This window comes from Phytohabitans flavus (assembly GCF_011764545.1).
Classification (GTDB): domain Bacteria; phylum Actinomycetota; class Actinomycetes; order Mycobacteriales; family Micromonosporaceae; genus Phytohabitans; species Phytohabitans flavus.
Map to the genome: position 1 here is coordinate 9017095 of NZ_AP022870.1, position 26002 is coordinate 9043096.

Annotated in this window: 19 protein-coding genes and 1 pseudogene; 12 read left to right on the plus strand and 8 right to left on the minus strand. The window is 70.1% G+C overall.

Annotated elements, in window-relative coordinates; all coding sequences use genetic code 11:
- The first annotated feature begins 2 nt into the window (after window positions 1-2).
- Window positions 3-2443 (plus strand): annotated as a pseudogene (locus tag Pflav_RS40080) (glycoside hydrolase family 2 protein).
- On the opposite strand, the gene ilvD reads toward Pflav_RS40080, so the two are convergent.
- A complete protein-coding gene (gene ilvD / locus Pflav_RS40085) occupies window positions 2425-4269 on the minus strand; it encodes a dihydroxy-acid dehydratase (RefSeq protein WP_173041745.1) in 1845 nt (614 codons plus the stop codon). The pseudogene Pflav_RS40080 and the gene ilvD overlap by 19 nt on opposite strands.
- A 248-nt stretch (window positions 4270-4517) precedes the next feature.
- On the opposite strand from ilvD, the gene Pflav_RS40090 reads away from it, so the two are divergent.
- The 6 genes from Pflav_RS40090 to serA all read left to right on the plus strand — a co-directional run bounded on the left by Pflav_RS40090 (window position 4518) and on the right by serA (window position 13688).
- Window positions 4518-6767, plus strand: coding sequence for a putative bifunctional diguanylate cyclase/phosphodiesterase (locus tag Pflav_RS40090; protein ID WP_173042910.1), 2250 nt, complete (start codon window positions 4518-4520; stop codon window positions 6765-6767).
- A 183-nt stretch (window positions 6768-6950) separates the two neighbouring features.
- Window positions 6951-8795 (plus strand): acetolactate synthase large subunit, encoded by a 1845-nt coding sequence (locus Pflav_RS40095; RefSeq protein ID WP_173041746.1) that lies wholly within the window; start codon window positions 6951-6953, stop codon window positions 8793-8795.
- A 13-nt stretch (window positions 8796-8808) separates the two neighbouring features.
- Window positions 8809-9324 carry an acetolactate synthase small subunit gene (gene ilvN, locus Pflav_RS40100; protein WP_173041747.1) on the plus strand — a complete coding sequence of 172 codons (516 nt, stop codon included), beginning with the start codon at window positions 8809-8811 and terminating at the stop codon, window positions 9322-9324.
- Window positions 9325-9336: 12 nt separating this feature from the next.
- Complete coding sequence (gene ilvC, locus Pflav_RS40105; protein ID WP_332107840.1) at window positions 9337-10398, plus strand: ketol-acid reductoisomerase; 1062 nt, start codon at window positions 9337-9339, stop codon at window positions 10396-10398.
- Between the two features lie 188 nt (window positions 10399-10586).
- On the plus strand, window positions 10587-11816 hold the full coding sequence (gene mpgS / locus Pflav_RS40110) for a mannosyl-3-phosphoglycerate synthase (protein ID WP_173041749.1): 1230 nt from the start codon (window positions 10587-10589) through the stop codon (window positions 11814-11816).
- Between the two features lie 273 nt (window positions 11817-12089).
- Window positions 12090-13688: a phosphoglycerate dehydrogenase gene (gene serA, locus Pflav_RS40115; protein WP_173041750.1), complete on the plus strand. Its 1599-nt coding sequence runs from the start codon at window positions 12090-12092 to the stop codon at window positions 13686-13688.
- A 47-nt stretch (window positions 13689-13735) separates the two neighbouring features.
- On the opposite strand, the gene Pflav_RS40120 is transcribed toward serA, so the two are convergent.
- Together Pflav_RS40120 and Pflav_RS40125 are read right to left on the minus strand one after the other, a co-directional pair.
- Window positions 13736-14089 carry a hypothetical protein gene (locus Pflav_RS40120; RefSeq protein ID WP_173041751.1) on the minus strand — a complete coding sequence of 118 codons (354 nt, stop codon included), beginning with the start codon at window positions 14087-14089 and terminating at the stop codon, window positions 13736-13738.
- Between the two features lie 350 nt (window positions 14090-14439).
- Window positions 14440-15291, minus strand: coding sequence for an FAD:protein FMN transferase (locus Pflav_RS40125; RefSeq protein ID WP_173042911.1), 852 nt, complete (start codon window positions 15289-15291; stop codon window positions 14440-14442).
- A gap of 166 nt (window positions 15292-15457) precedes the next feature.
- Between Pflav_RS40125 and Pflav_RS40130 the strand changes: the two genes are divergently transcribed.
- The gene (locus Pflav_RS40130) at window positions 15458-16489 is read left to right on the plus strand and encodes a 3-isopropylmalate dehydrogenase (protein WP_173041752.1); all 1032 of its coding nucleotides are present in this window, start codon (window positions 15458-15460) and stop codon (window positions 16487-16489) included.
- Between the two features lie 84 nt (window positions 16490-16573).
- Window positions 16574-17671 (plus strand): branched-chain amino acid aminotransferase, encoded by a 1098-nt coding sequence (locus Pflav_RS40135; RefSeq protein WP_173041753.1) that lies wholly within the window; start codon window positions 16574-16576, stop codon window positions 17669-17671.
- 485 nt (window positions 17672-18156) lie between these two features.
- On the opposite strand, the gene Pflav_RS40140 is transcribed toward Pflav_RS40135, so the two are convergent.
- Both Pflav_RS40140 and Pflav_RS40145 read right to left on the minus strand, forming a co-directional pair.
- Complete coding sequence (locus Pflav_RS40140; RefSeq protein ID WP_173041754.1) at window positions 18157-18897, minus strand: tyrosine-protein phosphatase; 741 nt, start codon at window positions 18895-18897, stop codon at window positions 18157-18159.
- A 78-nt stretch (window positions 18898-18975) separates the two neighbouring features.
- Window positions 18976-19401 (minus strand): PRC-barrel domain-containing protein, encoded by a 426-nt coding sequence (locus Pflav_RS40145; protein WP_377310104.1) that lies wholly within the window; start codon window positions 19399-19401, stop codon window positions 18976-18978.
- A gap of 236 nt (window positions 19402-19637) precedes the next feature.
- Between Pflav_RS40145 and cimA the strand changes: the two genes are divergently transcribed.
- Window positions 19638-21230, plus strand: coding sequence for a citramalate synthase (cimA, locus tag Pflav_RS40150; protein ID WP_173041755.1), 1593 nt, complete (start codon window positions 19638-19640; stop codon window positions 21228-21230).
- On the opposite strand, the gene Pflav_RS40155 is transcribed toward cimA, so the two are convergent.
- Entirely contained in the window at window positions 21204-22163 is a 960-nt protein-coding gene (locus tag Pflav_RS40155; RefSeq protein WP_173041756.1) for an endonuclease/exonuclease/phosphatase family protein, read from the minus strand. The genes cimA and Pflav_RS40155 overlap by 27 nt on opposite strands.
- A gap of 171 nt (window positions 22164-22334) precedes the next feature.
- On the opposite strand from Pflav_RS40155, the gene Pflav_RS40160 reads away from it, so the two are divergent.
- Window positions 22335-22739 (plus strand): TIGR03668 family PPOX class F420-dependent oxidoreductase, encoded by a 405-nt coding sequence (locus Pflav_RS40160; protein ID WP_173041757.1) that lies wholly within the window; start codon window positions 22335-22337, stop codon window positions 22737-22739.
- Window positions 22740-22752: 13 nt separating this feature from the next.
- On the opposite strand, the gene Pflav_RS40165 is transcribed toward Pflav_RS40160, so the two are convergent.
- Window positions 22753-23679 (minus strand): NAD-dependent epimerase/dehydratase family protein, encoded by a 927-nt coding sequence (locus Pflav_RS40165; protein ID WP_173041758.1) that lies wholly within the window; start codon window positions 23677-23679, stop codon window positions 22753-22755.
- Window positions 23680-24118: 439 nt separating this feature from the next.
- Between Pflav_RS40165 and Pflav_RS40170 the strand changes: the two genes are divergently transcribed.
- Window positions 24119-25147: a glycoside hydrolase family 11 protein gene (locus Pflav_RS40170; protein ID WP_232072482.1), complete on the plus strand. Its 1029-nt coding sequence runs from the start codon at window positions 24119-24121 to the stop codon at window positions 25145-25147.
- A gap of 56 nt (window positions 25148-25203) precedes the next feature.
- Here Pflav_RS40170 and Pflav_RS40175 read toward each other — a convergent pair whose 3' ends face one another.
- Window positions 25204-25830, minus strand: coding sequence for an MBL fold metallo-hydrolase (locus tag Pflav_RS40175; protein ID WP_173041759.1), 627 nt, complete (start codon window positions 25828-25830; stop codon window positions 25204-25206).
- Window positions 25831-26002 lie beyond the last annotated feature (172 nt).

Sequence of the window (26002 nt, forward strand, 5' to 3'; positions counted from 1 at the left end):
ACATGGGTTCGTACCGACTGCTGCACGACGGTTGGACCGTGGCATCGGCTGACTCGTCGGTCGGTCCGGTGCCGGCGGCCGTTCCCGGCTGCGTCCACACCGATCTGCTGGCCGCCGGCCGCATAACCGACCCGCATCTGGACGACAACGAGACAGCGCTGCGCTGGATCGGGCACACCGACTGGGTGTACGAGGCGGTGTTCCACTGGGACGGCCCGAGCGACCCGCGGGTGGACCTCGCCTGCGCCGGCCTCGACACCGTCGCCACCGTCAGCCTCAACGGCGTCGAGCTTGGCAGCACCGCCAACATGCACAGGTCCTACCGCTTCGACGTCCGCCCGCACCTGCGGCCCGGCGACAACCGCCTAAGAGTCCACTTCGGATCGGCGTACCGCTACGCGGAGGAAATGCGGGAGCGGCTGGGCGCGCGGCCTAACGCGTACCCCGAGCCGTTCAACTTCGTCCGCAAGATGGCCTGCAACTTCGGCTGGGACTGGGGACCCACGGTGGTCACCGCGGGCATCTGGCAGGAGATCGGGCTGCACAGCTGGGGTACCGCCCGTCTGGCCACGGTCCGTCCACTCACGACGGTCGAGGGTGGGGTCGGGCGGGTCGAGGTACACGTCGAGGTCGAGCGGGCCAGCGACGGGCCGCTCGCGGTCAGCGCGGCGGTGGCCGGCGTCCGGGCCGAAACCACCATCGGGCCGGGGGAGCGCACGGCCGTGGTGACGCTCGAGGTCCGTGACCCCGAGCTGTGGTGGCCGAGGGGGTACGGGGAGCAGGCTCGCCACCTCCTCGACGTCGCCCTTCGCGCGGCGGACGGGGAAGTTGTCGACACGTGGCAGCGGCGGATCGGCTTCCGCTCGGTACGCCTCGACACGACACCGGACGCGCACGGTACCCCGTTCACTCTGGTGGTCAACGGTGTCCCGGTCTTCGCCAAGGGCGTCAACTGGATCCCCGACGACACGTTCGTCACCCGCATGACCCGTGAGCGGTACGCGGAGCGCCTCGCCCAGGCCTGCGACGCCAACGTCAACCTCCTGCGCGTCTGGGGCGGCGGCCGCTACGAGTCCGAGGAGTTCTACGACCTGGCCGACGAGCTCGGCTTCCTCGTCGTCCAGGACTTCCTCTTCGCCTGCGCGGCGTACCCCGAGGAGGAGCCGATCGCGAGCGAGGTGGTGGCCGAGGCCCGCGAACAGGTAACCCGCCTCGCCAGCCACCCCAGCCTTGTCGCCTGGTTCGGCAACAACGAGAACATCTGGGGCTTTCACGACTGGGGCTGGCCGGAGCGGCTGGACGGGCGCAGCTGGGGCGAGGGCTACTACCTCCAGGTGCTGCCGGCCATCGTCGCCGAGCTCGACCCCACCCGCCCGTACTGGCCGAGTAGCCCGTACTCCGGCCCCTCCCGGCACCCCAACGAGCCGGCGCACGGCAGCATGCACATCTGGGACGTGTGGAACCAGAAGGACTACACCCACTACCGCGACTACCGTCCGCGGTTCGTCGCCGAGTTCGGCTACCAGGGCCCGCCCGCGTACGCCACGCTGCGCCGCTCGATCGTCGACGAGCCGCTGGCGCACGACTCGCCCGGCATGCTCCACCACCAGAAGGCGACCGACGGCGACGCCAAGCTCCAACGTGGACTCGACGCGCACCTGCCGGCGCCCCGCGACTTCGACGACTGGCACTACCTCACGCAGGTAAACCAGGCGCGGGCGGTCGCGCTCGGCATCGAGCACTTCCGGTCGCTCCGTCCACTGTGCATGGGCACCGTCATGTGGCAGCTCAACGACTGCTGGCCGGTCACCTCGTGGGCGGCGGTCGACGGCGACGGCCGGCGCAAGCCGCTCTGGTATGCGTTGCGCCGCGCGTACGCCGACCGCCTGCTCACCCTCCAGCCGCGCGACGGCGACCTGGTGCTCGTGGCGGTCAACGACGGCGCCGAGCCGTGGCAGGCCCCGGCCAGCCTCACCCGCCTGGCCATCTCCGGCGAGCCGCGGGCCAAGACCGCCGTCGAGCTGAACGTACCCCCGCGCTCGGCCGTGACGCTGCCGCTGCCCGGCGACCTGACCGGCAGCGAGGACCCGCGCCGCGAGCTCCTGCTGGCCGAGAGCGACGGTCAGCGGGCGTGGTGGTTCTTCGCGGAGGACAAGGACATCGCCTACCCCGCGCCGGAGTACGAAGCCACCGCCGAGCCGGTGCCGGACGGCTGGCGGGTCACCGTGCACGCCGGCACGATCCTGCGCGACCTGGCCCTCTTTCCGGACCGCCTGGACCCGTCCGCCTCGGTGGACGAGCTGTTGGTCACGCTGCTACCGGGGAGTCCGCCACGTTCGCCGTCACCGGAGCGTCCACTCTGGACGGGCCGGCCCTCACGAGCCGCCCCGTCCTCCGCTGCGTCAACGACGTGAGCGCACCCGGTCAGGGCACCAGCCGGTAGGCTCCGTCGCTCGCCGAGGTGGCCATGGAGGCGTACGCGCGCAGTGCGGCGGACACCGGGCGGTCGCGGTCGACCGGGGTGTACGGCTTGTCGCGCTTTTCCTGGGCCACCCGGCGGCCGTCGAGCACGTCGGCCGGCACGTTCAGCTCCAGCGACCGTCCCGGGATGTCGATGACGATCTCGTCGCCGTCCTCGACCAGGGCGATCAGGCCACCGCCGGCCGCCTCCGGGGAGACGTGGCCGATGGAGAGGCCCGAGGTGCCGCCGGAGAAGCGGCCGTCGGTGATCAGCGCGCAGGCGCGGCCCAGGCCCCGGCCCTTGAGGAACGAGGTCGGGTAAAGCATCTCCTGCATGCCCGGCCCGCCCTTCGGGCCCTCGTACCGGATGACGACCACGTCGCCGGCCTTGACGTCCTTGTTGAGGATGCCGCTGACCGCGTCCTCCTGCGACTCGAACACCCGGGCCGGGCCGCTGAACCGCCAGACCTCCTCGGGCACGCCCGCGGTCTTGACCACGCAGCCGTCCGGCGCGAGGTTGCCGTGCAGGATCGCGAGGCCGCCATCCGCCGTGTACGCGTGGGCCTTGTCGCGGATGCAGCCCTCGGCCGCGTCGACGTCGAGGCGGTCCCAGCGGTTTTCCGTCGAGAACGGCTCGGTCGTGCGCACCCCGCCCGGCGCCGCGTGGAAGAGCTCGATCGCCTCCGGCGTCGCCGAACCGCCCCGGACATCCCAGTCCGCGAGCCAGGACGACAGGTCGGAGGCGTGCACCGACCGCACGTCGCGGCTGAGCAGGCCGGCCCGGTCGAGCTCGCCGAGGATGGCCGGGATGCCGCCGGCGCGGTGCACGTCCTCCATGTGGTACTTCGGCGAGTTCGGCGCGACCTTGGACAGGCAGGGCACGCGGCGGGAGATGGCGTCGATGTCCGCGACGCCGAAGTCGAGCTCCGCCTCGCGGGCCGCGGCCAGCAGGTGCAGCACCGTGTTTGTCGAGCCGCCCATCGCCACGTCCAGGGCGACCGCGTTTTCGAACGCGCTCCGCGACGCGATCGAACGGGGCAGGACCGAGGCGTCGTCGTTCTCGTACCACTGCTTGGCGATGTCGACGACGAGCCGGCCGGCCCGCTCGAAGAGCGCGCGGCGCGCGGCGTGGGTGGCCAGGGTCGAGCCGTTGCCCGGGAGGGCGAGGCCGATCGCCTCGGTGAGGCAGTTCATCGAGTTGGCCGTGAACATGCCGGAGCAGGAGCCGCAGGTCGGGCAGGCGGAGCGCTCGATGCCGTCGAGCTGCTCGTCGGTGACCGCGTCGTTGGACGAGGCGATCATCGCGTCGATGAGGTCGATCTTGTCGTGGACGATGCCCTCGATCGCGATGGTCTTGCCGGCCTCCATGGGACCGCCGGAGACGAAGACCGTGGGGATGTTGAGCCGCAGCGCGGCGATCAGCATGCCCGGCGTGATCTTGTCGCAGTTGGAGATGCAGACGAGCGCGTCGGCGCAGTGCGCGTTCACCATGTACTCGACGGCGTCGGCGATCAGCTCGCGGCTCGGCAGCGAGTAGAGCATGCCGCCGTGGCCCATCGCGATGCCGTCGTCGACCGCGATCGTGTTGAACTCGCGCCCGACGCCGCCGGCCTCGGCCACCGCGTCGGCGACAAGGCCGCCGAGGTCCTTGAGATGCACATGCCCGGGTACGAACTGGGTGAAGCTGTTGGCAATGGCGACGATCGGCTTGCCGAAATCGTCGTCAGTCATGCCGGTGGCGCGCCACAGGGCGCGGGCGCCGGCCATGGTGCGACCATGCGTGGAGGTCCTCGACCGCAGCTCAGGCATGAAACCAGTCTGTCACGTTTCAATATTCGGGATCCGATAAGGGTCCTAGCCCGCCGTGGCCACGTAAAGATCCACCAGGTGGGCCCTTCGTACCGTCCGTTTAGGCGCTCCGTGCCAATAAGTTGCGAGTCGCACATGCCGTCCCCCACGGCCCCGCCGATATCCGGCAGCATGGTTTCGTGCCCCTCCCCTCGGTGGTGGCCGCCGTCGCGACGGCCGGTGTGGTGTTCGCGGTGGTCTGTGTCGTGATGCTGACCGCGTCGGCTCGAGCTCACGCCGGTGCGTGCCGCCGTGCCTATTGGCTGCTCGCCGCCGGGGCTGCCGTGGCCGCCCTGACGTGCGTCGGCGGCATCGCGGCCAGCATCGCCATGCAAGAGCATGTGGTGCACAGCCAGCCCGACCGGACGTTGCTGGGCAGCCTTCTCGCGCTCGGCATCGCGGTGAGCAGTGGCCTGCTGCTGGCCGGCCTGCTCATGCTCCCCGGCGCGGCGCCCACGCCGCCCGGCATGCTCCGCCACCTGCTCGACGCCCTGGTGATCGCGGCGGCGGTGTGGTTCGTCTGCTGGGTGGCTGTCTCCGAGCCGACGCACCTGCTCGGCGACCGTACGCCGTCTGGGTGCCGCCCCCTGCTCATCCCGGCCGCGATCGCCGCGCTCGCGCTCGGCGTTAGCGTGATCACGGCGATGCGCGCGCCGCAGCCGCGCGGGCCGGTCGTGCGGGTGGGCGCCGGTGTGACGCTCGCGGCGGTCGCCGGCATCGGCCTGGCCAGCGGGGTGTGCCAGGGCAGGACCCTGCTTGTCGACGTCAGCGCGGTGCTCCTGCCGGCCGCGCTCGGCATCGTCGCGTTCGCCGCCCGCCACGCCGACCGGATGCCCGTCCCGCCAACGGACCCGGGTGAGGGCTTGGCGATCGAGGGCGAGCTGAGCCGCCGCGGCAGTGCGTATGCGTTCTTGCCGATGGCCGCGATGGCCACTTCGGCGCTCTACCACCTGCTGCGTGGCGGCGAGTTCGACCTGATCGGCATCGTGACCGGCAGCCTGGAGGGTTTCGCGCTTGTCGCCCGGCAGTTCCTGGCCCTGCGCGACGTCCGGGCGTATGCGGAGCGCCTGCGTGACCGCGAGGCGTATTTCCGCGAGCTTGCCCACACCGACCCGCTCACCGGCCTGGCCAACCGGCGCGGCCTGCTCAGCGCGCTGGAGGACGAGCGGGTGGCCGGCGCGGAGGCGGCGCTGCTCTCGCTCGACCTCGACGGCTTCAAGAATGTCAACGACATGCGCGGCCACGACGTGGGCGACGCGGTGCTCGTCGAGGTCGGGCAGCGCCTCCGCATGGCCCTGCGCCCGGGTGACGTGGCCGCGCGGCTCGGCGGCGACGAGTTCGCGGTGCTGATGTGGGCCCGTCCAGGCGAGGCCAAGCGGGCCGCGTCCCGGCTGCTCGGCGTGCTCGGCGGGCCGTACGAGCAGGAGGCCGGCACCGTGTTCCTCTCGGTCAGCATCGGGCTGGCCGGCTGCGCGACCGTCCCCGACGTGGCCACCCTCCTGCGCAACGCCGACATCGCGCTGCGCTGGGCCAAGTCACACGGGAAGAACAGGGTCGAGCTGTACGACATCGAGTACGACGTGAAGCTGCGCCGCCTCACCGAGCTGGAGCACGAGCTGCGCGGCGCGATCGACCGGGACGAGCTGCACCTCCAGTACCAGCCGGTCGTGATGCTGCCCGACGTGCGGCCGGTCGGCGCTGAGGCGCTGCTGCGGTGGCAGCATCCGCGGCTGGGCAAGGTCGGCCCGGACGAGTTCATCCCGGTCGCCGAGGAGTGCGGGATGATCAACCGGCTCGGTGCCTGGGTGCTCCACCAGGCCTGCCACCAGCTGTCCCGCTGGCTCGCCGAGGGGCACGACGTGTGGGTGTCGGTCAACGTCTCGCCGCGGGAGCTGCACGCGCCCGGATACGTCGACCAGGTGAAGGACGCGCTACGGGCGCACCGAGTGCCACCACAGCGGCTGGTGCTTGAGGTGACCGAGCACGCCGTCTCCAGCGACGTCGAGGAGCTGATCCGGCGGCTGCGCGACCTGCGCGAGACCGGGGTTCGGATCGCACTGGACGACTTCGGCGCCGGCTACTCGTCGCTCGGCCAGCTCCGCCGGCTCCCGGTCGACATCCTGAAGATCGACCACTCGCTGGTGGTCAAGGAGATGGTCCGGGTGGTGGTCGAGCTCGGTCACCAGTTCGGGCTGGAGGTCATCGCCGAGGGCATCGGCGAGCAGCGACAGATGACGATGGTGGTCGAGGCGGGGTGCAAGCTCGGCCAGGGTTACCTGTCCGGGTGGCCGGTCCCGGCCGAGCACTTCGAGGCTCGCTTGGAGTCCGCTACGTCACCCGCTCGCGTCGTGCCGGTGCCGGAGCAAAAGCGCGACAGAGACCAAAATGCAGGGCCAACGTCCCGTCGTGCTCAGAATGTGAGATCAGTTGACTCATCGCATGAGATGCGTCAGGCTTAGCCGCATGCCGACTTGGTCGTCTCGAGTACTTACCTGAGCGCACTCTCCCCTCGGAGAGTGCGCTGGCCCCGTGCGTTCGCACGCGGGCCTTTTTCATGTCTGGAGGCACGATTGTGCCGAGCAGACGTAGACCCAGCCATGTGATCCCGAGACCACCGACCACGAGCCAGAAGGCTGAACGCCATGACGAGACCAACACCAGAGACACTCGCCCACCGCGCACCGTCGCCGGCGATGCTCGCCGCTGCGGCCAACGCCGCCACTCCGGCGGCTCCGCCCGCCCCCGCCAAGGTCTCCGGCGCGGTAAGCCTCGTCAAGTCGCTCGAGGCGCTCGGCGTCGACGTCATGTTCGGCATCCCCGGCGGCACGATCCTGCCGGCGTACGACCCGATCTACGACTCCAGCGTCCGGCACATCCTGGTCCGCCACGAGCAGGGCGCGGGACACGCCGCCACCGGGTACGCGCAGGCGACCGGGAAGGTCGGCGTCTGCATCGCCACCTCGGGGCCGGGCGCGACAAACCTGGTCACCGCGATCGCGGACGCGTATATGGACTCCGTCCCGATCGTCGCGATCACCGGCCAGGTGTCTCGGCCCGCGATCGGCACGGACGCCTTCCAGGAGGCGGACATCCAGGGCATCACCCTGCCGATCACCAAGCACAACTACCTGGTCACCACGGCGGACGAGATCCCGCGGGTGCTGGCCGAGGCGTTCCACCTCGCCTCGACCGGGCGCCCTGGGCCGGTGCTCGTCGACATCCCGAAGGACGTGCAGCAGGAGCTGACCACGTTCAACTGGCCGCCCACCATGGAGCTGCCCGGCTACCGGCCCACGCTGCACCCGCACGGCAAGCAGATCCGTGAGGCCGCGCGGCTGATGACCTCGGCCCGCCGCCCCGTGCTGTACGTCGGCGGCGGCGTCCTCAAGGCCCATGCCACCGACAGCCTGCGCAAGCTGGCCGAGCTGACCGGCATCCCGGTCGTGACCACGCTGATGGCGCGCGGGGCGTTCCCCGACTCGCACCCCCAGCACGTGGGCATGCCCGGCATGCACGGCACCGTCGCGGCGGTGTACGCGCTACAGAAGGCCGACCTGCTTGTCGCTCTCGGCGCCCGCTTCGACGACCGGGTGACCGGCAAGCTCGACTCGTTCGCGCCGGACGCGGCGATCGTGCACGCCGACATCGACCCGGCCGAGATCGGCAAGAACCGCACCGCCGACGTGCCGATCGTGGGCGACGCCCGGCACGTCATCGACGAGCTGATCCAGGCCGTCTCGGCCGAGCGCGCGGCCGGCCGCACCGGCGACCGTACGGACTGGTGGGCTCAGCTGGACGACCTGCGCGAGCGGTACCCGCTGGGCTGGGACGACCCGACCGACGGCACGCTCGCCCCGCAGTACGTCATCAAGCGGCTGGGCGAGATCGCCGGGCCGGACGCGATCTACGTCGCCGGCGTCGGGCAGCACCAGATGTGGGCCTCCCAGTTCATCTCGTACGAGAAGCCGCACACCTGGCTCAACTCCGGTGGCGCCGGCACGATGGGGTACGCGGTCCCGGCCGCGATGGGCGCCAAGGTCGGCAAGCCCGACACCACCGTGTGGGCGGTCGACGGCGACGGCTGCTTCCAGATGACCAACCAGGAGCTGGCCACCTGCGCGCTGGAGGGCATCCCGATCAAGGTCGCCATCATCAACAACGGCAACCTCGGCATGGTGCGGCAGTGGCAGACGCTGTTCTACGGCGAGCGCTACTCCAACACTGATCTGGGCACCCACAAGCACCGCATCCCGGACTTCGTCAAGCTGGCCGAGGCGCTCGGCTGCGTCGGCCTGCGCTGCGAGAGCGCGGACGACGTCGACAAGACCATCAAGGCGGCCATGGAGATCAACGACGCGCCCGTCGTGATCGACTTCGTCGTCGGCAAGGACGCGATGGTCTGGCCGATGGTGGCCGCCGGCACCAGCAACGACGAGATCATGTTCGCCCGCGGCATGCGCCCGAGCTTCGACGAAGACGACCTGTGAGGTTGAGCGATAGATGACCAAGCACACGCTCTCCGTTCTCGTGGAGAACAAGCCGGGCATACTGGCCCGGGTCGCCGGGCTGTTCGCCCGCCGCGGGTTCAACATCGACTCGCTCGCCGTCGGGGAGACCGAGCACCCCGAGGTCTCCCGGATGACCATCGTGGTCAACGCCGAGGAGTCCCCGCTCGAGCAGGTCACCAAGCAGCTCAACAAGCTGGTGCACGTTCTCAAGATCGTCGAGCTGGACCCGACCGTGGCCGTCCAGCGGGAGCTGCTCCTCGTGAAGGTCCGGGCCGACCGCCCGGTCCGCTCGCAGGTACTCGAGACGGTCAACCTCTTCCGCGCGCGCGTCGTCGACGTCGCGCCGGACACGCTCACGATCGAGGCCACCGGCACGGCCGACAAGCTGGACGCGTTGCTGCGCGACCTCGAGCCGTACGGAATCAAGGAAATGGTCCAATCCGGCATGGTGGCGATCGGCCGCGGGTCGCGCTCGATCACAACAGGGCCGGCGCTGCGCGCCGCCTGACACTGGCCGGCGGTGCGCGGGAGACCGCGACCGCCGGGAACGAACCAAGGAAGGAAAGAAATGGCCGCTGAGGTCTTCTACGACGACGACGCGGACCTTGGGATCATCCAAGGCAAGAAGGTCGCCGTCATCGGGTACGGCAGCCAGGGCCACGCCCACGCACTCTCCCTCCGGGACTCCGGCGTCGAGGTGCGGATCGGCCTGCCCGAAGGCTCGAAGAGCCGGCCGAAGGCGCAGGAGCAGGGCCTGACGGTCGGCACGCCGGCCGAGGTGAGCGAGTGGGCCGACGTCATCATGCTGCTCGCGCCCGACACCGCGCAGCGGAAGATCTACGCGGAGTCCATCGCGCCCAACCTCGCCGCGGGCAAGGCGCTCTTCTTCGGGCACGGGCTCAACATCCGGTACGGGCTGATCGAGCCCCCGGCCGACATCGACGTGGCGATGGTCGCGCCGAAGGGACCGGGTCACCTCGTCCGCCGGCAGTACGTGGACGGCAAGGGCGTACCGTGCCTGGTCGCCGTCGAGCAGGACGCCAGCGGCGACGCTCTCGCGCTGGCCCTCTCGTACGCGAAGGGGATCGGCGGCTCCCGGGCGGGCGTCATCAAGACGACGTTCAAGGAGGAGACCGAGACCGACCTCTTCGGCGAGCAGGCGGTGCTCTGCGGCGGCGCGTCCGCGCTGGTGCAGACCGGGTTCGAGGTGCTCACCGAGGCCGGGTACGCGCCCGAGGTGGCCTACTTCGAGTGCCTGCACGAGCTCAAGCTGATCGTCGACCTCATGTACGAGGGCGGCATCGCCCGCATGCGGTACAGCGTCTCGGACACCGCCGAGTACGGCGACTACACCCGTGGTCCGCGCGTCATCGACGAGCGGGCCAAGGAGGAGATGCGCCGGATCCTGGGCGAGATCCAGGACGGCAGCTTCGCCCGCGAGCTCATCGCCGAGGACGACGCCGGACGCCCCAACTTCAACAAGTACCGCGAGCAGGGCGCCGCCCACCCGATCGAGGAGACCGGCAAGAAGCTCCGGGCGATGATGAGCTGGGTGGACCGCCCGATTACCGAAACCGCTTGAGTTCCTTCACCTGAGCACCACCGTCAAGGCGCCCTCCGACGACCGGGGGGCGCCTTGATCACGGTACGGGCGAGACTGCGTTACCAGCAGATTGCGCGCGTGGAACTATTACGAACGAGACCCCCACCTTCCCCCCAATCTGTCTTCGCTTACGCGCACTTAATCGAACCCTCAGGTACCGTCGATTCATGCGTCTGGAGCAACCGCACCGAACAGAGCGCTTCGGCGCCGTACGGATCCATGAGCTTCAGCGCGTCATCGAGCTGGACTCGGGCGCGCAACGCGGCGCTGACCAGGCCGGATCCCATAGTCAGCTGGTGCCGCCCGACGCGATGCGAGCGGTCGAGGAGGAATTGGTCGTCGTTATTCCGTGCATGAATGAGACACGCAGAGTAATTGAGGGTGTGCTCTCTGGAATTCCGCACGACTGTCTCATCATTCTCGTGAGTAACAGTGCTCGCCAGCCCGTCGATCGGTACGAGATTGAGGTGCAGAGCCTGGAGCAGTTCTGCCGCTCGGCGGAGCGGCCTGCTTTGGCGATTCACCAGCGCGACCCCGGCTTGGCCGCCGCGATGAAGGCGGCCGGCATGCCGGAGCTGATTGACGACGAGGGACTGGTCCGCACCGGCAAGGGCGAGGCAATGCTGATCGGCATGGCGCTGGCCGCCGTGACCGGCCGCCGCTACCTGGGCTACGTCGACGCCGACAACTACGTGCCCGGCGCGGTCAACGAGTACTGCAAGGCGTATGCGGCCGGCCTGCACCTGGCCTCGGCCGACAGCCCGTACTCGATGGTCCGCATCTCCTGGCACTCCAAGCCGAAGCTGCGCGACGGCCGCCTCTTCTTCAGCCGCCGCGGCCGCAGCTCGGAAGTCACCAACATGTTCCTCAACCGGCTCGTCGCCGAGTACTCCGGCTTCGGCACGGAGGTGATCGCGACCGGCAACGCCGGCGAGCATGCGCTCAGCCTCGAGCTCGGCCTGCGGATGCGGCTGGCCGGCGGGTTCGCGGTGGAGCCGTTCGAGTACGTCGAGCTGTTCGAGCAGTTCGGCGGCGTACTCCCGGTCGTCTCCTCGCAGGTGCTGCCGCACTCCGTGCCAGTGCTTCAGATCGAAACGCGCAACCCGCACTTCCACGACAACAAGGGCGAGGACCACGTCAAGGGGATGCGGACGCAGGCCCTCAACGTGCTGTACCACTCGCCCGTCGCGCTGCCGGCCGTGCGCGAGGCGATCCTGGAGTTCATGGTCTCGGAGGGCGCGCTGGCACCGGGGGAGGAGCCGCCGCGGGAGCGGATCTACCCGCCGGTCGGTGCGCTGGCCTTCGACACCTTCCTGGACGCGCTCAGCTCGGAGGCGACGTCGTTCCGGCAGGTGGGCCGCGAGCTGGCTCGTGTCGATCGTCACTCGGTGGCCTGACCGCCGGTTACGTCGCATTTGTAAAGGGTTGTGAGGGCGCTCACGCCAAGGCGGGAGCGACTGAGCGTCCTCGTGCGCCTACGATCGCGGAATAGGGCACGCACGCTCTCCCCGCGCCAATCGTCGCGCCCAGACGGGCGGCGTGACGGAGGGCGAAGACCGCGAGAGCCGTCCGCTCGCGGGGAGGCGCAGGGCGCAGAGCGGCGCGCTGTACGGCCACACACTCAAGGTCGACGCGCTGCCGATAACCCGCCCACAACCCCACGAGGACAGATGACTTCCGTCGTACTGATCGCTGAAGAGCTCGCTCCCGCCGCTATCGACGTGCTCGCGCATGACTTCGACGTCCGTCATGTCGATGGCACCGACCGGCCGGCTCTACTCGCCGCGCTGGCGGAGGCCGACGCCGTGATCGTCCGTTCCGCCACCCAGGTCGACGCCGAGGCGATCGCCGCCGCCCCGCGCCTCAAGGTCGTCGCCCGGGCCGGGGTCGGTCTCGACAACGTCGAGGTGCCCGCCGCCACCGCCCGCGGCGTGATGGTCGTCAACGCGCCCACCTCCAACATCGTCTCCGCCGCCGAGCAGGCCCTCGCGCTGCTGCTCGCGGTCGCGCGCAACACCGCCAGTGCCAGCGCCGCGCTCAAGGCCGGCGAGTGGAAGCGTTCCAAGTACACCGGCGTGGAGATCCAGGGCAAGACCGTCGGCGTGGTCGGTCTGGGGCGTATCGGCGTGCTCTTCGCCCAGCGGATCGCCGCCTTCGGCACCCGCCTGATCGCGTACGACCCCTATGTGCAGCCGGCCCGTGCGGCCCAGCTCGGCGTCCGCCTTGTCGGGCTCGACGAGCTGCTGCGGGAGAGCGACTTCATCTCGATCCACCTGCCCAAGACGCCGGAGACTGTGGGGCTCATCGGCGAAAAGGAGCTGGCGATCGTCAAGCCGGGCGTGCGGATCGTCAACGCCGCTCGTGGCGGGCTGATCGACGAGCAGGCGCTCGCCGACGCGATCGCCGAGGGCCGGGTGGGCGGCGCCGGCATCGACGTGTACGCGAAGGAGCCTTGCACCGCGTCGCCGCTGTTCGCGTTCGACAACGTGGTGGCCACCCCGCACCTCGGCGCGTCCACCGCCGAGGCGCAGGACAAGGCGGGCCTCGCGGTCGCCAAGAGCGTCAAGCTTGCGCTACAGGGCGAGTTCGTGCCGGACGCGGTCAACGTGCAGGCCGGTGGCGTGGTCGCGGAGGACGTGCGGCCGCTGCTCCCGCTCGCCGAGAAGCTCGGCAGGGTCTTCACCGCGGTGGCCGGTGGGGTGGCCGCCAGCGTGACCGTCGAGGTGCGCGGCGAGGCGGTCGCCAACGAGGTGGCGGTGCTCAAGCTCGCTACCACCAAGGGCCTTTTCGCCGCGGTGGTCGACGAGCAGGTCACGTACGTCAACGCGCCGCTCTTCGCGGCCGACCGGGGTGTCGAGGTCGACCTGGCCACGTTCGCCGACTCGGCCGACGAGCCGACGCTCGTCACCGTGCGAGGCGCGCTGCCCGACGGCCGTACGGTCAGCGTCTCCGGCACGGTGGTCGTCAGTGGCACCAAGGAGACGATCAAGCTCACCGAGGTCGACGGCTTCGACATCGAGCTGACCGCCGACGGCATCCTGCTCTTCTTCCGGTACGCGGACCGGCCCGGCGTCGTCGGCGCGATCGGCTCGATCCTCGGCGAGTCGGGCGTCAACATCGCGGCGATGCAGGTGGCCCGGCGCGAGGCCGGCGGCGAGGCGCTGATGACGCTCACCGTCGACTCCTCGGTCGGCGCCGAGCTGCTCACCCAGGCCGCCGACGTGATCGGCGCGACCGCGGCGAGCGCGGCCGACCTGCGCGAGGAGTAGGCCAAACTACGCGAAAAGGGCTCCTCGCCGCCGCGGGGAGCCCTTTCTCATCTGACCCGGGTCGGCGGTGGATAGACCGTGCCGTCCTGGAGGTCGAGCAGCATGAGGTCGTTTTCGCCGGCGAAGTACTCGATCGCCTCCAGCACGGCGTCGGCGCACGACTCGCTGAGGCACATCAGGACGTGGTCGGTCGCGACATGCAGTGGCGCGGCGGCCCACGGGCTGTCGGCGACCGGCAGCCGATCCGGCCACCGGGCGGTCAGCTCGGCGTAGAACCTGCCGATGCGGCGGTCGACTGCGCCTGCCGCGTGCTCACCTTCGCGGCACAGCTCGTACGCCGCCCGTACGTCCGCTGGCGTGGCGCCAGCGTCGAGGGCCCACACGACGAGGTCAAAACTCACGGGCACAGATATTGCCACCCAGTGAACGCCCAAAGGCGCCCACCCCACGCGACACGCGGCGGGCGTGCCTGTCTTGCGCCGGGTCGGGGCCAATCGATAGCGTATTTACACGGTTACGCACCGCGTGGGCGGGTCTTCGGGTGACTCGGCGGCGAGGTGTGTCGCCGCACCTCCCGTGTGCGCGAGCCACGCGTGCCCGAACTTGACGATCAGCCTCCGCGGTCACTTGCCGAGACCGCGGAGGCTGATCTTCCTTACCCCCTGGAGCTGGACCCTTCAATCTGGACCCGTACGGCCCGTGCGCCCCCACGGCGACCGCACCTGGGAGATTGGCAGGTCCATTGAATGCCTCAGGACGGACGGCAGTCGGCGAAGAGCATCCGATAACCGTCCACTGTGGGAAACCAGCCCAGCCCGGCCGGCCCGGCGGCGAACAGGGCAGTGGCGTAGGCGTCGGCGATGGCCAGGTCGGGACCGGTCACGACGGCCGCGCCCACGTGGCGGACCATCTCGCCGGTGTGCGGGTCGACCACGTGACCCCGGTGGCCGGTGACGCCGGAGGTGCCGACCGCGCCCTCGCTCATCTCCAGCATCATCGCCACCCGGCGTGGCTCGCGCGGGTCGTGGATCGCGACCCGCCACGGCCCACCGTGCGGCGCGTTGCCCCGCACCGCCAGGTCGGCCTCGCTGACCACCGCGTAGTCGCTGATGCCGGCGGCGCGCAGCCGGGCCGCGGCCCGCTCCACCGCCCACCCCTTGAGCAGGCCGCCCGGGTCGAAGCCGCCGGGCACCGCCCAGGCGTCGAACCACCCGTCGGTGGCCGCGCGCATCGCGTCGCAGCGGGCGACGATGTCGGCGAGCGGCGGATACGCCTCGGGGGTGACCTCACCGCGGCGCAGCAGCGACACAAGGCTGCCGCGGCGTAGCGGGCTGTAGGTCACGTCGATCGCGCGGAGCTCGGCGACCGCGTCGGCGATGGCCAGGCTGACCGTGCGGCGGGTCATCCACTCCGGTGCGACGAGCATCAGCGAGAAGTCGGCGGCCGAGGTGTGCACCGCGTGGCGGGCGACAAGGCGGCCCGTGACGGCGGCGGTGGCGGCACCGAACGGCCTGTTGGCCGGGCCCTGGTAGCCGAGCCAGAGGTCGGCGCGCCCCCGCCCCTCTCTCGGCCGCCCCGCCCGCGCGACGCTTCTGCTCGGCATCGGGGCCTGCTGGATCGCCATGATGGAGAAGGTAGGCCCTCAAGTTGACCGGATCATGGGGATTACCTGAGAAAGACCTGTGTACCGGATGGTGGGACTCGGCGCCCGAGAATCGGGACGGGGGATTAACGTTTCTTCAGCAGTGGTCTGACGAAGGGGTTTTGCTGTGGCTCGCATCGCGGTGGTCGCCGGTGACGGTATCGGGACCGAGGTGGTCGCGCAGGCCCGCAAGGTCATCGACGCCGTGCTCCCCGGTGTGACCGCGACGGAGTACGACTTGGGCGCCGCGCGCTACCACCGCACCGGCGAGGTGCTGCCCGACTCCGTGCTCGCCGAGCTGGCCCAGCACGACGCGATCCTGCTCGGTGCCGTCGGTGACCCGAGCGTGCCGCCGGGCGTGCTGGAGCGCGGCCTGCTGCTCAAGCTCCGCTTCGCCTTCGACCAGTACGTCAACCTTCGTCCCGCCCGCCTCTGGCCGGGCACCACCGGCCCGCTCGCCACGGTCAAGCCGGGCGAGATCGACTTCGTCGTGGTGCGCGAGGGCACCGAGGGGCTGTACGCGGGGGCTGGTGGCACGCTGCACCGCGACACGCCCGCCGAGGTCGCGACCGAGGAGAGCCTCAACACGCGGCACGGCGTCGAGCGGGTCATCCGCGACGCGTTCGAGCGGGCCCAGCGCCGCGAGCGGCGCAAGGTGACGCTGGTCCACAAGACAAACGTCCTCACCCACGCGGGTTCGCTGTGGTCGCGCGCCTTCGCCGCGGTCAAGGCCGACTTCCCGGACGTGGAGACGGAGTACCAGCACGTCGACGCGGCCGCCATGTACCTGGTGACCCAGCCGCAGCGCTACGACGTGGTGGTCACCGACAACCTCTTCGGTGACATCCTCACCGACATCGCCGCCGCCGTTACGGGCGGTATCGGGCTCGCCGCGAGCGGCTGCATCAACCCGTCGCGCGAGTTTCCATCGATGTTCGAGCCGGTCCACGGGTCGGCCCCGGACATCGCCGGCAAGGGCCTGGCCGACCCGGTCGCGGCCGTACTGTCGGCGTCCCTCCTGCTCGAACACCTCGGCCACGCGGACGCGTCTCGTCGAGTATTCGAGGCGGTCGCGGCCGAGCTGGCGTCCCGTACCCCGGGCACCCCGCTGCGCACCGCCGAGGTCGGCGACCGGCTCGCCACCGCTGCCGCGGCGTAGCCGTCCCTCTTCCCCTTTCACCCCGCGCCATTTAACGAGCGTTCGGGGTATCCTGCATTCCCATACCTATGGAGGTCCAGCGCGATGAGCGGTGGTGACAAGCTCGACTTCGAGATCCGTCCGAATCCTCAGCCGGTATCGGCGGCCGAGCGCGCCGCGCTGCTGGCCAACCCGGGTTTCGGTCGCATCTCCACCGACCACATGGTCACGATCAGGTATGCCGAAGGCAAAGGGTGGTACGACGCCCGTGTCGAGGCACGCGGCCCGATCTCGATGGATCCCGCCGCGGCGGTGCTGCACTACGCGCAGGAGATCTTCGAAGGGCTGAAGGCGTACCACGCGGCCGACGGCGGTGTGACGATGTTCCGCCCGGACGCCAACGCACAGCGGTTCAACATCTCGGCTGAGCGCATGTCCATGCCACACCTGCCCGAGCAGGTCTTCCTCGACTCGCTGCACCACATCATCGAGATCGACCGCGAGTGGATCCCGGCGAGCGAGGACGGGAGCCTCTACCTGCGCCCGTTCATGTACGCGAGCGAGGTCTTCCTGGGCGTGCGACCCGCGCTCGAGTACCTGTACGTGGTGATCGCCTCCCCCGTGGGTGCGTACTTCTCGGGTGGCGTCAAGCCGCTCGCGGTCTGGGTCTCCCAGGAGTACACGCGGGCGGCGCCCGGCGGCACCGGCGCGGCCAAGTGCGGGGGCAACTACGCCGCCTCGCTGGCCGCCCAGGCCGAGGCCATCGAGCACGGCTGCGACCAGGTGGTGTTCCTGGACGCGGTCGAGCGTAAGTACGTGGACGAGCTCGGCGGCATGAATGTCTTCTTCGTGTACGACGACGGCAGCATGGCAACTCCGCCGCTGACCGGCACGATCCTGCCCGGTATCACCCGCGACTCGCTGCTGGCGCTGGCCGCCCGCGAGGGTCGCCGGGTCGATGAGCGCCCGGTCAGCTTCGACGACTGGCGCGCCGACGCGGCCAGCGGCCGCATCCGCGAGGCCTTCGCCTGTGGCACGGCCGCGGTGATCACCCCGATCGGGGTCGTCCGCACGCCCGACGGCGAGTTCAAGATGGGCGACGGCGGCCCGGGCGAGGTGACGATGGCACTGCGCGAGCAGCTGGTCGCCATCCAGCGCGGCCGCGCCGACGACCCGTACGGCTGGGTCCACCGCGTCCTCTAGAGATCCATTTCAAACTGAGCTACCGCGATGTCCGCGGTGGTCCGGACCGTCGCTCCCGCGGCCTCACCCTGCGCGCTTCACAACCCGCCGCCGGCCGCAAGGCCGGCGGCGCGGGCAGACCCGGACGAACTCTGGATCTAGGGCCTGTTTTGTGTACGCGAGAGATCGTGGTATCGATCCGCCCCTCCACGGGCAACTACGTACCACGATCTGCCAGACCGCGGACCCGGCAGCGAAGGTCGTGGTCGGCCGACCACGACCCCCGGCGTGAGCTTGCCAACCGCGAAGGGTGAGGCCGCGGGAGCGACGGTCCGGACCACGACGGGCATCGCGGTAGCTCGACTTCCTTGATTTTGGATCTTTATCCGCGACAAGACACCGAGGCCACCCCAACTCCAAAGGTCTCTGTCGGGATCGTCCTCCCAGCGCGGCGCCCACCCGATGGCGAACGCCTCGCGGAGCCACCCCCGGCGCGGCGCCGTCAATCAGCGAGCGGTCGGGTCGGCCAGCAGGTGGACGCGGAGGGAGTCGAGCTGGGCGGGCGTGATGCCGGCGGCCAGCAGGTAGCCCTCGGCGGAGCCGTGGCGCTCGCGGAGCTCCTTCAGGAAGATGAGCATCGCCTCGGCGGGGGAGGAGAAGTACGGGCGCGGTACGTCCGCCACCACGATCTTTCGGGTGGCCAGGAACGCGCTGAAGCGGGCGGACGCCGCCGTGCTCAGGGCGTAGTCCGTGGCGATGTCCTCGTCGCTCACGCCGAGCACGGAGAGCGTCAGCGCGCAGACCACGCCGGTGCGGTCCTTGCCGGCCACGCAGTGCACCACCACCGGGGAGGCCGCCTCGTCCGCGATCACGCCGACCGCGGCGGAGATCCCGGCCACACCCTGCTCGGCCAGGTCGTGGTACCGGTTGGCGAGGTACCGGGCGACGCCCAGCTTCTCCTCGTACGGGATCTCGTCCCAGTCCTGGTGCTCGGGGTGGATGTGGCGGTACCCGAGTCCCACGTACTCCGGGACGCGGCCGTCGCGGGTGACCTCGCGGGGGCGGCGCAGGTCGATCACCGTGCGGACGCCCAGCGCGGCGAACGCATCGGTGTCCCCGCTTTCCAGGCGGTGCAGGGAGTCCGAGCGGAAGAGGCGGCGCCAGACGACCGTGCGGCCCTCGTGGCCGGTGTAACCGCCGACGTCGCGGAAGTTGAAGGTGGTCGTGAAGGGAAGCGTGCGATCCACTCGATCACGTTAACGCAGACAACAACCGGGGCGCCCCCGTGAGGGAGCGCCCCGGTCCTTTAGAGGGAGGGAATCCGGTCAGAACTTTCCGCCGTAGTACGAGCCGAGCTTGTCCCGGTACAGGGGGTCGGTGTACGTGTCCTCGTTGAACTCGGGGGCCGACTTGATCTCGTCCTTCGAGCGGTCCACGTACACCTTGCGCTCCTCGTGGTCCGCGCTGTTCACGACGCCTGCCGGCAGCATGACCTTCTTACCGAAGATCCACGGCCCGGTGTCGACCACCAGGTAGCTGGCGCTGACCTCGTAGCTGCACCGGTCGATCTTGCCGATGCTGCCGTCGGTCGCCTCCACCTTGTAGCCGACCAGGTCCGTGCCGGTCACGCCGGAGTCGTCGCGATACGTCCACGCGTCGAACGCCCGTCCCGGCACGGCACCCGGCATCGTGCCACCGACCACGTTCGGGTTCGGCGGCTGGTACGGGGTTTGGGGATCGTGCCTGTTCACGGCTATCACTCCTTCCGAGCACCGAGGTACCCACATCGAGAGGTACCTAACCCAGCGATCTGGTCCCGGGATGTGGACCTTGCTTCCCATACGTGCCCGCGCGGTGGCAGAGTGTCTTGGCGTGACCCACCGTGCCCTCATTATTGGCACCTAGCGCGCCGGCACCCCTCACGCCGAGCGCGCAGACCTCCCGCGACCGCGGGGGGTCTTTTTGTTGGACCAGGAAAGGAAGAGCCATGACGTTCCAGGTGTACGACACCACGCTCCGTGACGGTGCTCAGCGTGAGGGGATCAGCTACTCCGTCGTGGACAAGCTGGCCGTGGCGCGGCTCCTAGACGAGTTCGGCGTCGGCTTCATCGAGGGCGGCTGGCCGGGAGCAATGCCCAAGGACACCGAGTTCTTCGCTAGAGCCCGCAGCGAGCTACCCCTCAAACATGCCGTGCTTGTCGCGTTCGGCGCGACTCGCAAGGCCGGCATCGCGGTCGCCGACGACCGCCAGGTGCGCGCCCTGCTCGACGCCGAGACGCCCGCCGTCTGTCTCGTCGCCAAGTCGGACATCCGCCACGTGGAGCGAGCGCTGCGCACCAGCGGCGCGGAAAACCTCGCGATGGTCCACGACACCGTGGCCCACTTCGTCGCCGAGGGGCGGCGGGTGTTCCTCGACTGCGAGCACTTCTTCGACGGCTACCGCCACGACCCCGCGTACACCGCCTCGGTCGTCTCCACCGCCATCGAGGCCGGCGCCGAGGTCGTCGTGATGTGCGACACCAACGGTGGCATGCTGCCGTCGCGGGTTACCGCCGCGATCGGTGAGCTCGTCGAGCGCGTCGGCGTCGGGCCGGAGCGGCTCGGCATCCACTGCCAGAACGACACCTCCTGCGCCGTCGCCAACACCGTCGCCGCCGTCGAGGCGGGGGTGAAGCACTTCCAGTGCACCGCCAACGGGTACGGCGAGCGCCCCGGCAACGCCGACCTCTTCGCCGTCGTCGCCAACCTCCAGCTCAAGCTCGGGCTGCCCGTCCTACCGGACGGCTGCCTGGAACAGATGGTGCGCGTCTCGCACGCCATCGCCGAGATCGCCAACATCGCCCCCGACACCCACCAGGCTTACGTCGGGGCCGCGGCATTCGCCCACAAGGCGGGGCTGCACGCGAGCGCGATCAAAGTGGACCCGGTGCTGTACAACCACATTGAACCGTCCATTGTGGGCAACGACATGCGGATCCTGGTTACCGAGATGGCCGGCCGGGCCAGCATCGAGCTCAAGAGCCGCGAGCTCGGGCTCGACCTGGCCGGCCATCCGGAGGCCCTGTCCGAGGTCACGCGCCGGGTGAAGGACATGGAGGCGCACGGGTGGTCGTTCGAGGCCGCGGACGCCTCCTTCGAGCTGCTCGTCCGCTCCGAGCTGCCCGGCGAGAGCACCGCGAGGCCGTTCGCGCTGGAGTCCTACCGGGTCCAGGTCGAGCACCGCGAGGACGGCGCGGTCGTCTCCGAGGCCACCGTCAAGGTCCGGGTACGGGGTGAGCGCGTCATCGCCACCGCCGAGGGGAACGGCCCGGTCAACGCCCTCGACGAGGCACTGCGGGTGGCGCTCCGCCGGCACTACCCGGCGCTGGCCCACTTCGAGCTCGCCGACTACAAGGTGCGGATCCTCGAAGGGAGCCACGGCAGCGGCGCCATCACGCGGGTGCTCGTGGAGACGGTCGACGGCAGCGGCCGTGACTGGACAACGGTGGGCGTACACGAGAACGTGGTGGAGGCGAGCTGGCACGCGCTCGTCGACGCGCTCACGTACGGGCTGTCACCCGCCCAGATCGCCGCGCGGTAGCGCCAGCTCCGCGTAGACCGGGCGGTGGTCACTGCCCGGCAGGTGCAGCACAGAGACGTCGCGTACGCCGACGCGGCGGTCCACCAGCACGTGATCGATGGTGACCGGCGGGATCCGGTCGCCGTCGTACGGCCCCCACGTCCCGGTGAGCCCCGCGCCGGCCGCGTCGGCGGCGTCGCGGTAGCCGGAGGCGATCAGCCGGCGCAGCGGCGCGTGGTCCAGCGTGGCGTTGAAGTCGCCGGCCAGGATGCGCACCGGTCCGGTAGGCGTGGCGCGCTGCTGTCCGTCGAGGTCGCGCTCCCAGTCCCGGAGCTTCCCCATCGCGTGCGGCGACATCGGGTGCACGGACTCCACAATGGTCGGTGTGGCACCGGGCGCGCTGACAGTCCCGTACGCCTGCGTGAAGCCGCCCTGGTTCTGCCGTACACCCGTGTCGGTGAGCGGAAAGCGAGAGTACAGCCCGGACCCCTCGGTGCCGACGATCGGGTTGAGCCGCCGGTGCGGCATCAGCTCGGCCAGCCCGTACGCGTCGAGGCGCGCGGCCGCCTCGGGTGTGAACTCCTGCACCGCGAGCACGTCAACCTCCCGCTCGCGCACCAGCCGCACGAGCGTCTCCGCATCGCCCACGCCGGCGAGCAGGTTCGCGGTCAGTACGCGGAGCCTGGGACCCTCGCCGCCTGCGGTGCCGCCGATCGCGCGCGGCGCCACGACGGCGATCAGCACCACCGCGGCCGCTACCGCGACGGCCGCCGGCCACCAGCGCCGCAGGCCGAGCGAGAGCGCGACGGGGACGAGGCTCCAGCAGGCCACGTACGGCGTGAAGGCGAGCAGCTGCACGAGCGGTCCGCGCTCCACGCCCAGCAGCCGCACGGTCGCCCACAGCAGTCCTGGCACGGCCACCGCCCAGCAGAGCACCGTCAGCCATCTCACCATGCCTCGACGGTAGCCACGGTGATCGACAGCGAGGTGGCGAAGCTGGGTAATTGGGTTGTAGAGCCTGTGTGGGTTTTGTGCACGACCTCACCACCCCCGCGTGAGGGGTAGCGTCGGGGCTGTGGACATCGCGATAGGGCTGCCGAACACGCTGCGCATCGATGGTCCGCTGTGACGCCGCACCGTGTCCGTTTCGCGACCGCCCGCGTCGCCACACTGGCTACAGTGGACGGTTCGGGTGCGCCGCACGCGGTGCCGGTGGCGTTCGCGGTCGACGGCGACACGGTGTGGTCCGCCGTCGACGCCAAGCCCAAGCGCCGTACCGCGTTGCGGCGGCTGGACAACATCCGGGCCGAGCCGCGGGTGAGCCTGCTGGCGCAGCACTGGGACGAGGACTGGTCGGCGCTGTGGTGGGTACGCGTGGACGGCCTCGCCGTGGTGACCGACGAACCGTCCGCAGTGGACCGTGCGGTCGCCCTGCTGAAGGCGAAGTACGAGCAGTACCGCACCGTCGACGTGCACGGCCCGGTCATCCAGGTGGCCGTGCACGCCTGGCGCGGGTGGAGCGCCGCCTAGGAGCGGCAGCGTCTCAGCCGCCGACCCAGGCCCGGAAGCCTTCCCGCCAGCTCGCGTACCGAGGCTCCCAGCCGAGTTCCTTCCTCGCCTTCTCGTTCGAGATACCGCGCGCCTCGGTCATCTGGGTCACGACGAACTCCCCGGCGAGCAGCCGCCCGAGCCAGGCCGGCATGTGCAGCGGTGGCTTCGCGCCCGCGACCTCGGCCAGGTACGGCAGCCACTCGGCGACCGGTGCCGGATCGCTGTCCCCGACGTTGTAGACGCCCGGCGCCCCGCGTTCGACGGCGGCGGCCGTGGCGGCCGCGGCGTCGGTGATCTCGACGAACGACCACACCCCGGTCCCGCCCCCGATCACCGGCATCTGCCGCTTGCGCACCATCTCCAGCATGGGCTCCGAGGCACCCGGCCCGTAGAAGGTGCCGTAGCGCAGCACGACTCCTTCCGGCGCCGAGCGCGGCACGGTCTCGTCCACGTACCTGATCGCCGCCATCGACCGCGCCGCGGACGGGACGGGGCGCGGGTCGCGCGGATCGTCCTCGGTCTTGACCGGGCCGCCGGAGCGCTCGTACACGAAGTTGTGGCCCTGGGCGACGAACCGGCGGGTACGGGCCCGCGTCGCGGCGGCCAGCAGGTTGTCGGTGCCCCGGGTCCGCAGCACGTTGGTGGTGGCGAACACCTTGTCGACGTTCCGCAGGCTCCGCATGTCCGACAGCGCGGTCATCTCGTGCACGATTACGTCTGGCGCGGCGGCTTCCACCGCTACCAGCACCGCCTTGCTGTCCAGCCCATCGACGACCACCGGTTCCGCGCCCATCTCGCGCACCGCGGCGATCTTGCCGGGGCTTCTCGTAGTGGCGGTGACCTCGTGACCGGCCGCGACAAGCCTCGGAACGAGGTGCCGTCCCAGTGCCCCGGTCGCTCCCGTGACGAAGACTCGCATGATCTCTCCCTTCCGCGTGGCCCTCTCCTGGGGGCTCCACGTGCTCTTTCCCCTTCTTGACGAGTCACCATCCGAAGGTGTGACGACCGATAGCCGATGTCCGGAAAGAGGCTGGAAGTTTCGGTGGTCCTGACTCGGAGACGATCTTTAGTGATGGGGCCTCGCCGATCAGGATCTGGCCAGCAACGAGGAAACCAGGCCGACGCAGGTTTCGCAATCGTTTCGGGAACTGTTGACAACGTGTGTCGGCCGACACAATACTGTGCCATCGACAGGCATCAAGTGCTGTCGATCCAGGTCACCCACGTGACCTGGTCCTCTGCTCGTCGACCGGCCATCCGCCGCGTCGTACGGCGCCGTCACGCGGCCGGCACCGGCCACCGGCGCGTATCACGCTGCCTGGCCGTCCTGCCAGCGCTCACGAGGAGGAAGCACGAACATGAACGACGCCCCCGTCCAAACTGGCAGCCGCAGGCGCGGCCGCACCAGGATGCTCATCGGCGCCGCCTGCGCCGCGGTGCTGGCCGTCGCCGGCACAGCCGTGGCCACCACCAGCGCGTATGCCGAGGCCGACCGGCAAGTCTGCTCGAACACCACCGGCTCGCACAACGGGTTCTACTTCTCGTTCTGGAAAGACAGCGGCGACGCCTGCATGGTGCTGCGCGAGAACGGCCGGTACTCCAGCTCTTGGAGCAGAAGCACCAACAACTGGGTCGGCGGCAAGGGTTGGGCAACCGGTAGCCGACGGACGGTCAGCTACTCGGGCACCTACAACCCGGGCAACAACAACACCTACCTCGCCCTGTACGGGTGGACGCGGAACCCGCTCATCGAGTACTACGTCGTGGAGAACTTCGGCAGCTACAACCCGAGCAGCGGCGCCCAGCGGCTGGGCACCGTCACCACCGACGGTGGCACCTACGACATCCTCCGCAGCCAGCGGGTGAACCAGCCGTCGATCGACGGTACCGCCACGTTCTACCAGTACTGGAGCGTCCGCCAGTCGAAGCGGAGCAGTGGCACCATCACCACCGCCAACCACTTCGACGCGTGGGCCCGCGCCGGCTTGAACCTCGGCAGTAGCTGGGCCTACCAGGTCATGGCCACAGAGGGCTACCAGAGCCAGGGAAGCTCTGACATCACGGTCCGGGAGGGCGGCGGCAGCAACCCGACGACCAACCCGACCACGGGCAACCCGGGTGGCGGCAGCTGCTCGGTCAGCGTCAGCCGTGGCCAGGAGTGGACCGACAGGTTCAACGTGAACCTCTCGGCCAGCGGCGCCAGCAACTGGGTCGTCACCATCCGGACGAACGGCGGCCAGAGCCTCCAGAACAGCTGGAACGCGTCGGTCAGCGGCACCAGCGGCACGCTCACCGCGCGGCCGAACGGCAACGGCAACAACTTCGGCATCACGCTCTACAAGAACGGCAACAACACCACGCCCACCGCGAGCTGCGCGACAGGCTGAGTGTCGTACACCTGACGTGGCGCGGCGGCCGACCCGGCCGCCGCGCCCGTGTGGCTTCAGAGGTCGACGGACTCGCCGACGGGGATCCGCGAGTACGCGGTGTTGCCCTTCCAGTCCAGCCAGTTGTCGATGATTTGCTCGCCGTTGTGGCTGAGCATGGCGTCGTGGATGGAGTGCGCCCGCGCCGGCGCCACCGCCCGCATGAAGTCGAGCCCCTCGGAGAGCTTGAGCCACGGCGCGCTGGTCGGCACCAGAAGGGTCGTCACCGGTACGTCCGGCACGAAGAGCGAGTCGCCGGGGTGGTAGACGCCCTCCACCACGAACCCGATGTTGGCGCAGTCGGGCAGCCCCTCGTAGGTCAGCGCGTGCACGCCACCAACGACCCGTACCGCGAAGCCACCCGCCTCGAACTCGTCGCCACTCGCCACCGTGACCACCGCGTCGCCGAGCTTTTCCAGCTTGGGGACCACGGCGGCGTGGGCGTACACCTTGAGGGCGGCGTTGGCGAGCTGGGCGGCGGCGAGCTTGTCGACGTCGACGTGGTCGCCGTGCTCGTGGGTGATGAGCACGTGCGAGACGCCTTCCAGTGCGGCGCCCTCACTCCAGATGCCAGGGTCGATGACCAGCTGGCGGTCACCGTCCTGGAGGCGCACGCACGCGTGCGTGTACTTGGTTAAACGCATGATCAGACCCTAGTGGCGCATGGGACCTGTTGGGTTCCTGAGGAGATCTTCCGCCGTCTTCGGCTGTTTTTCGGCCCCTCCTGGTGGCATAAGCCTATGCGGGCGCCCGTGGTGCTGCCCCCCAGCTGACGGAACGCGGGCGCCCGTCCTGGTAGCGCCGACATGATGGCGG

Excerpts from the sequence above, each read along its gene's own strand:
- ilvD (WP_173041745.1), bottom strand. The coding sequence starts at position 4,269 with ATGCCTGAGCTGCGGTCGAGGACCTCCACGCATGGTCGCACCATGGCC.
- Pflav_RS40090 (WP_173042910.1), top strand. The coding sequence starts at position 4,518 with ATGCTGACCGCGTCGGCTCGAGCTCACGCCGGTGCGTGCCGCCGTGCC.
- Pflav_RS40095 (WP_173041746.1), top strand. The coding sequence starts at position 6,951 with ATGACGAGACCAACACCAGAGACACTCGCCCACCGCGCACCGTCGCCG.
- ilvN (WP_173041747.1), top strand. The coding sequence starts at position 8,809 with ATGACCAAGCACACGCTCTCCGTTCTCGTGGAGAACAAGCCGGGCATA.
- mpgS (WP_173041749.1), top strand. The coding sequence starts at position 10,587 with ATGCGTCTGGAGCAACCGCACCGAACAGAGCGCTTCGGCGCCGTACGG.
- serA (WP_173041750.1), top strand. The coding sequence starts at position 12,090 with ATGACTTCCGTCGTACTGATCGCTGAAGAGCTCGCTCCCGCCGCTATC.
- Pflav_RS40125 (WP_173042911.1), bottom strand. The coding sequence starts at position 15,291 with ATGCCGAGCAGAAGCGTCGCGCGGGCGGGGCGGCCGAGAGAGGGGCGG.
- Pflav_RS40135 (WP_173041753.1), top strand. The coding sequence starts at position 16,574 with ATGAGCGGTGGTGACAAGCTCGACTTCGAGATCCGTCCGAATCCTCAG.
- cimA (WP_173041755.1), top strand. The coding sequence starts at position 19,638 with ATGACGTTCCAGGTGTACGACACCACGCTCCGTGACGGTGCTCAGCGT.
- Pflav_RS40155 (WP_173041756.1), bottom strand. The coding sequence starts at position 22,163 with ATGGTGAGATGGCTGACGGTGCTCTGCTGGGCGGTGGCCGTGCCAGGA.
- Pflav_RS40165 (WP_173041758.1), bottom strand. The coding sequence starts at position 23,679 with ATGCGAGTCTTCGTCACGGGAGCGACCGGGGCACTGGGACGGCACCTC.
- Pflav_RS40170 (WP_232072482.1), top strand. The coding sequence starts at position 24,119 with ATGAACGACGCCCCCGTCCAAACTGGCAGCCGCAGGCGCGGCCGCACC.
- Pflav_RS40175 (WP_173041759.1), bottom strand. The coding sequence starts at position 25,830 with ATGCGTTTAACCAAGTACACGCACGCGTGCGTGCGCCTCCAGGACGGT.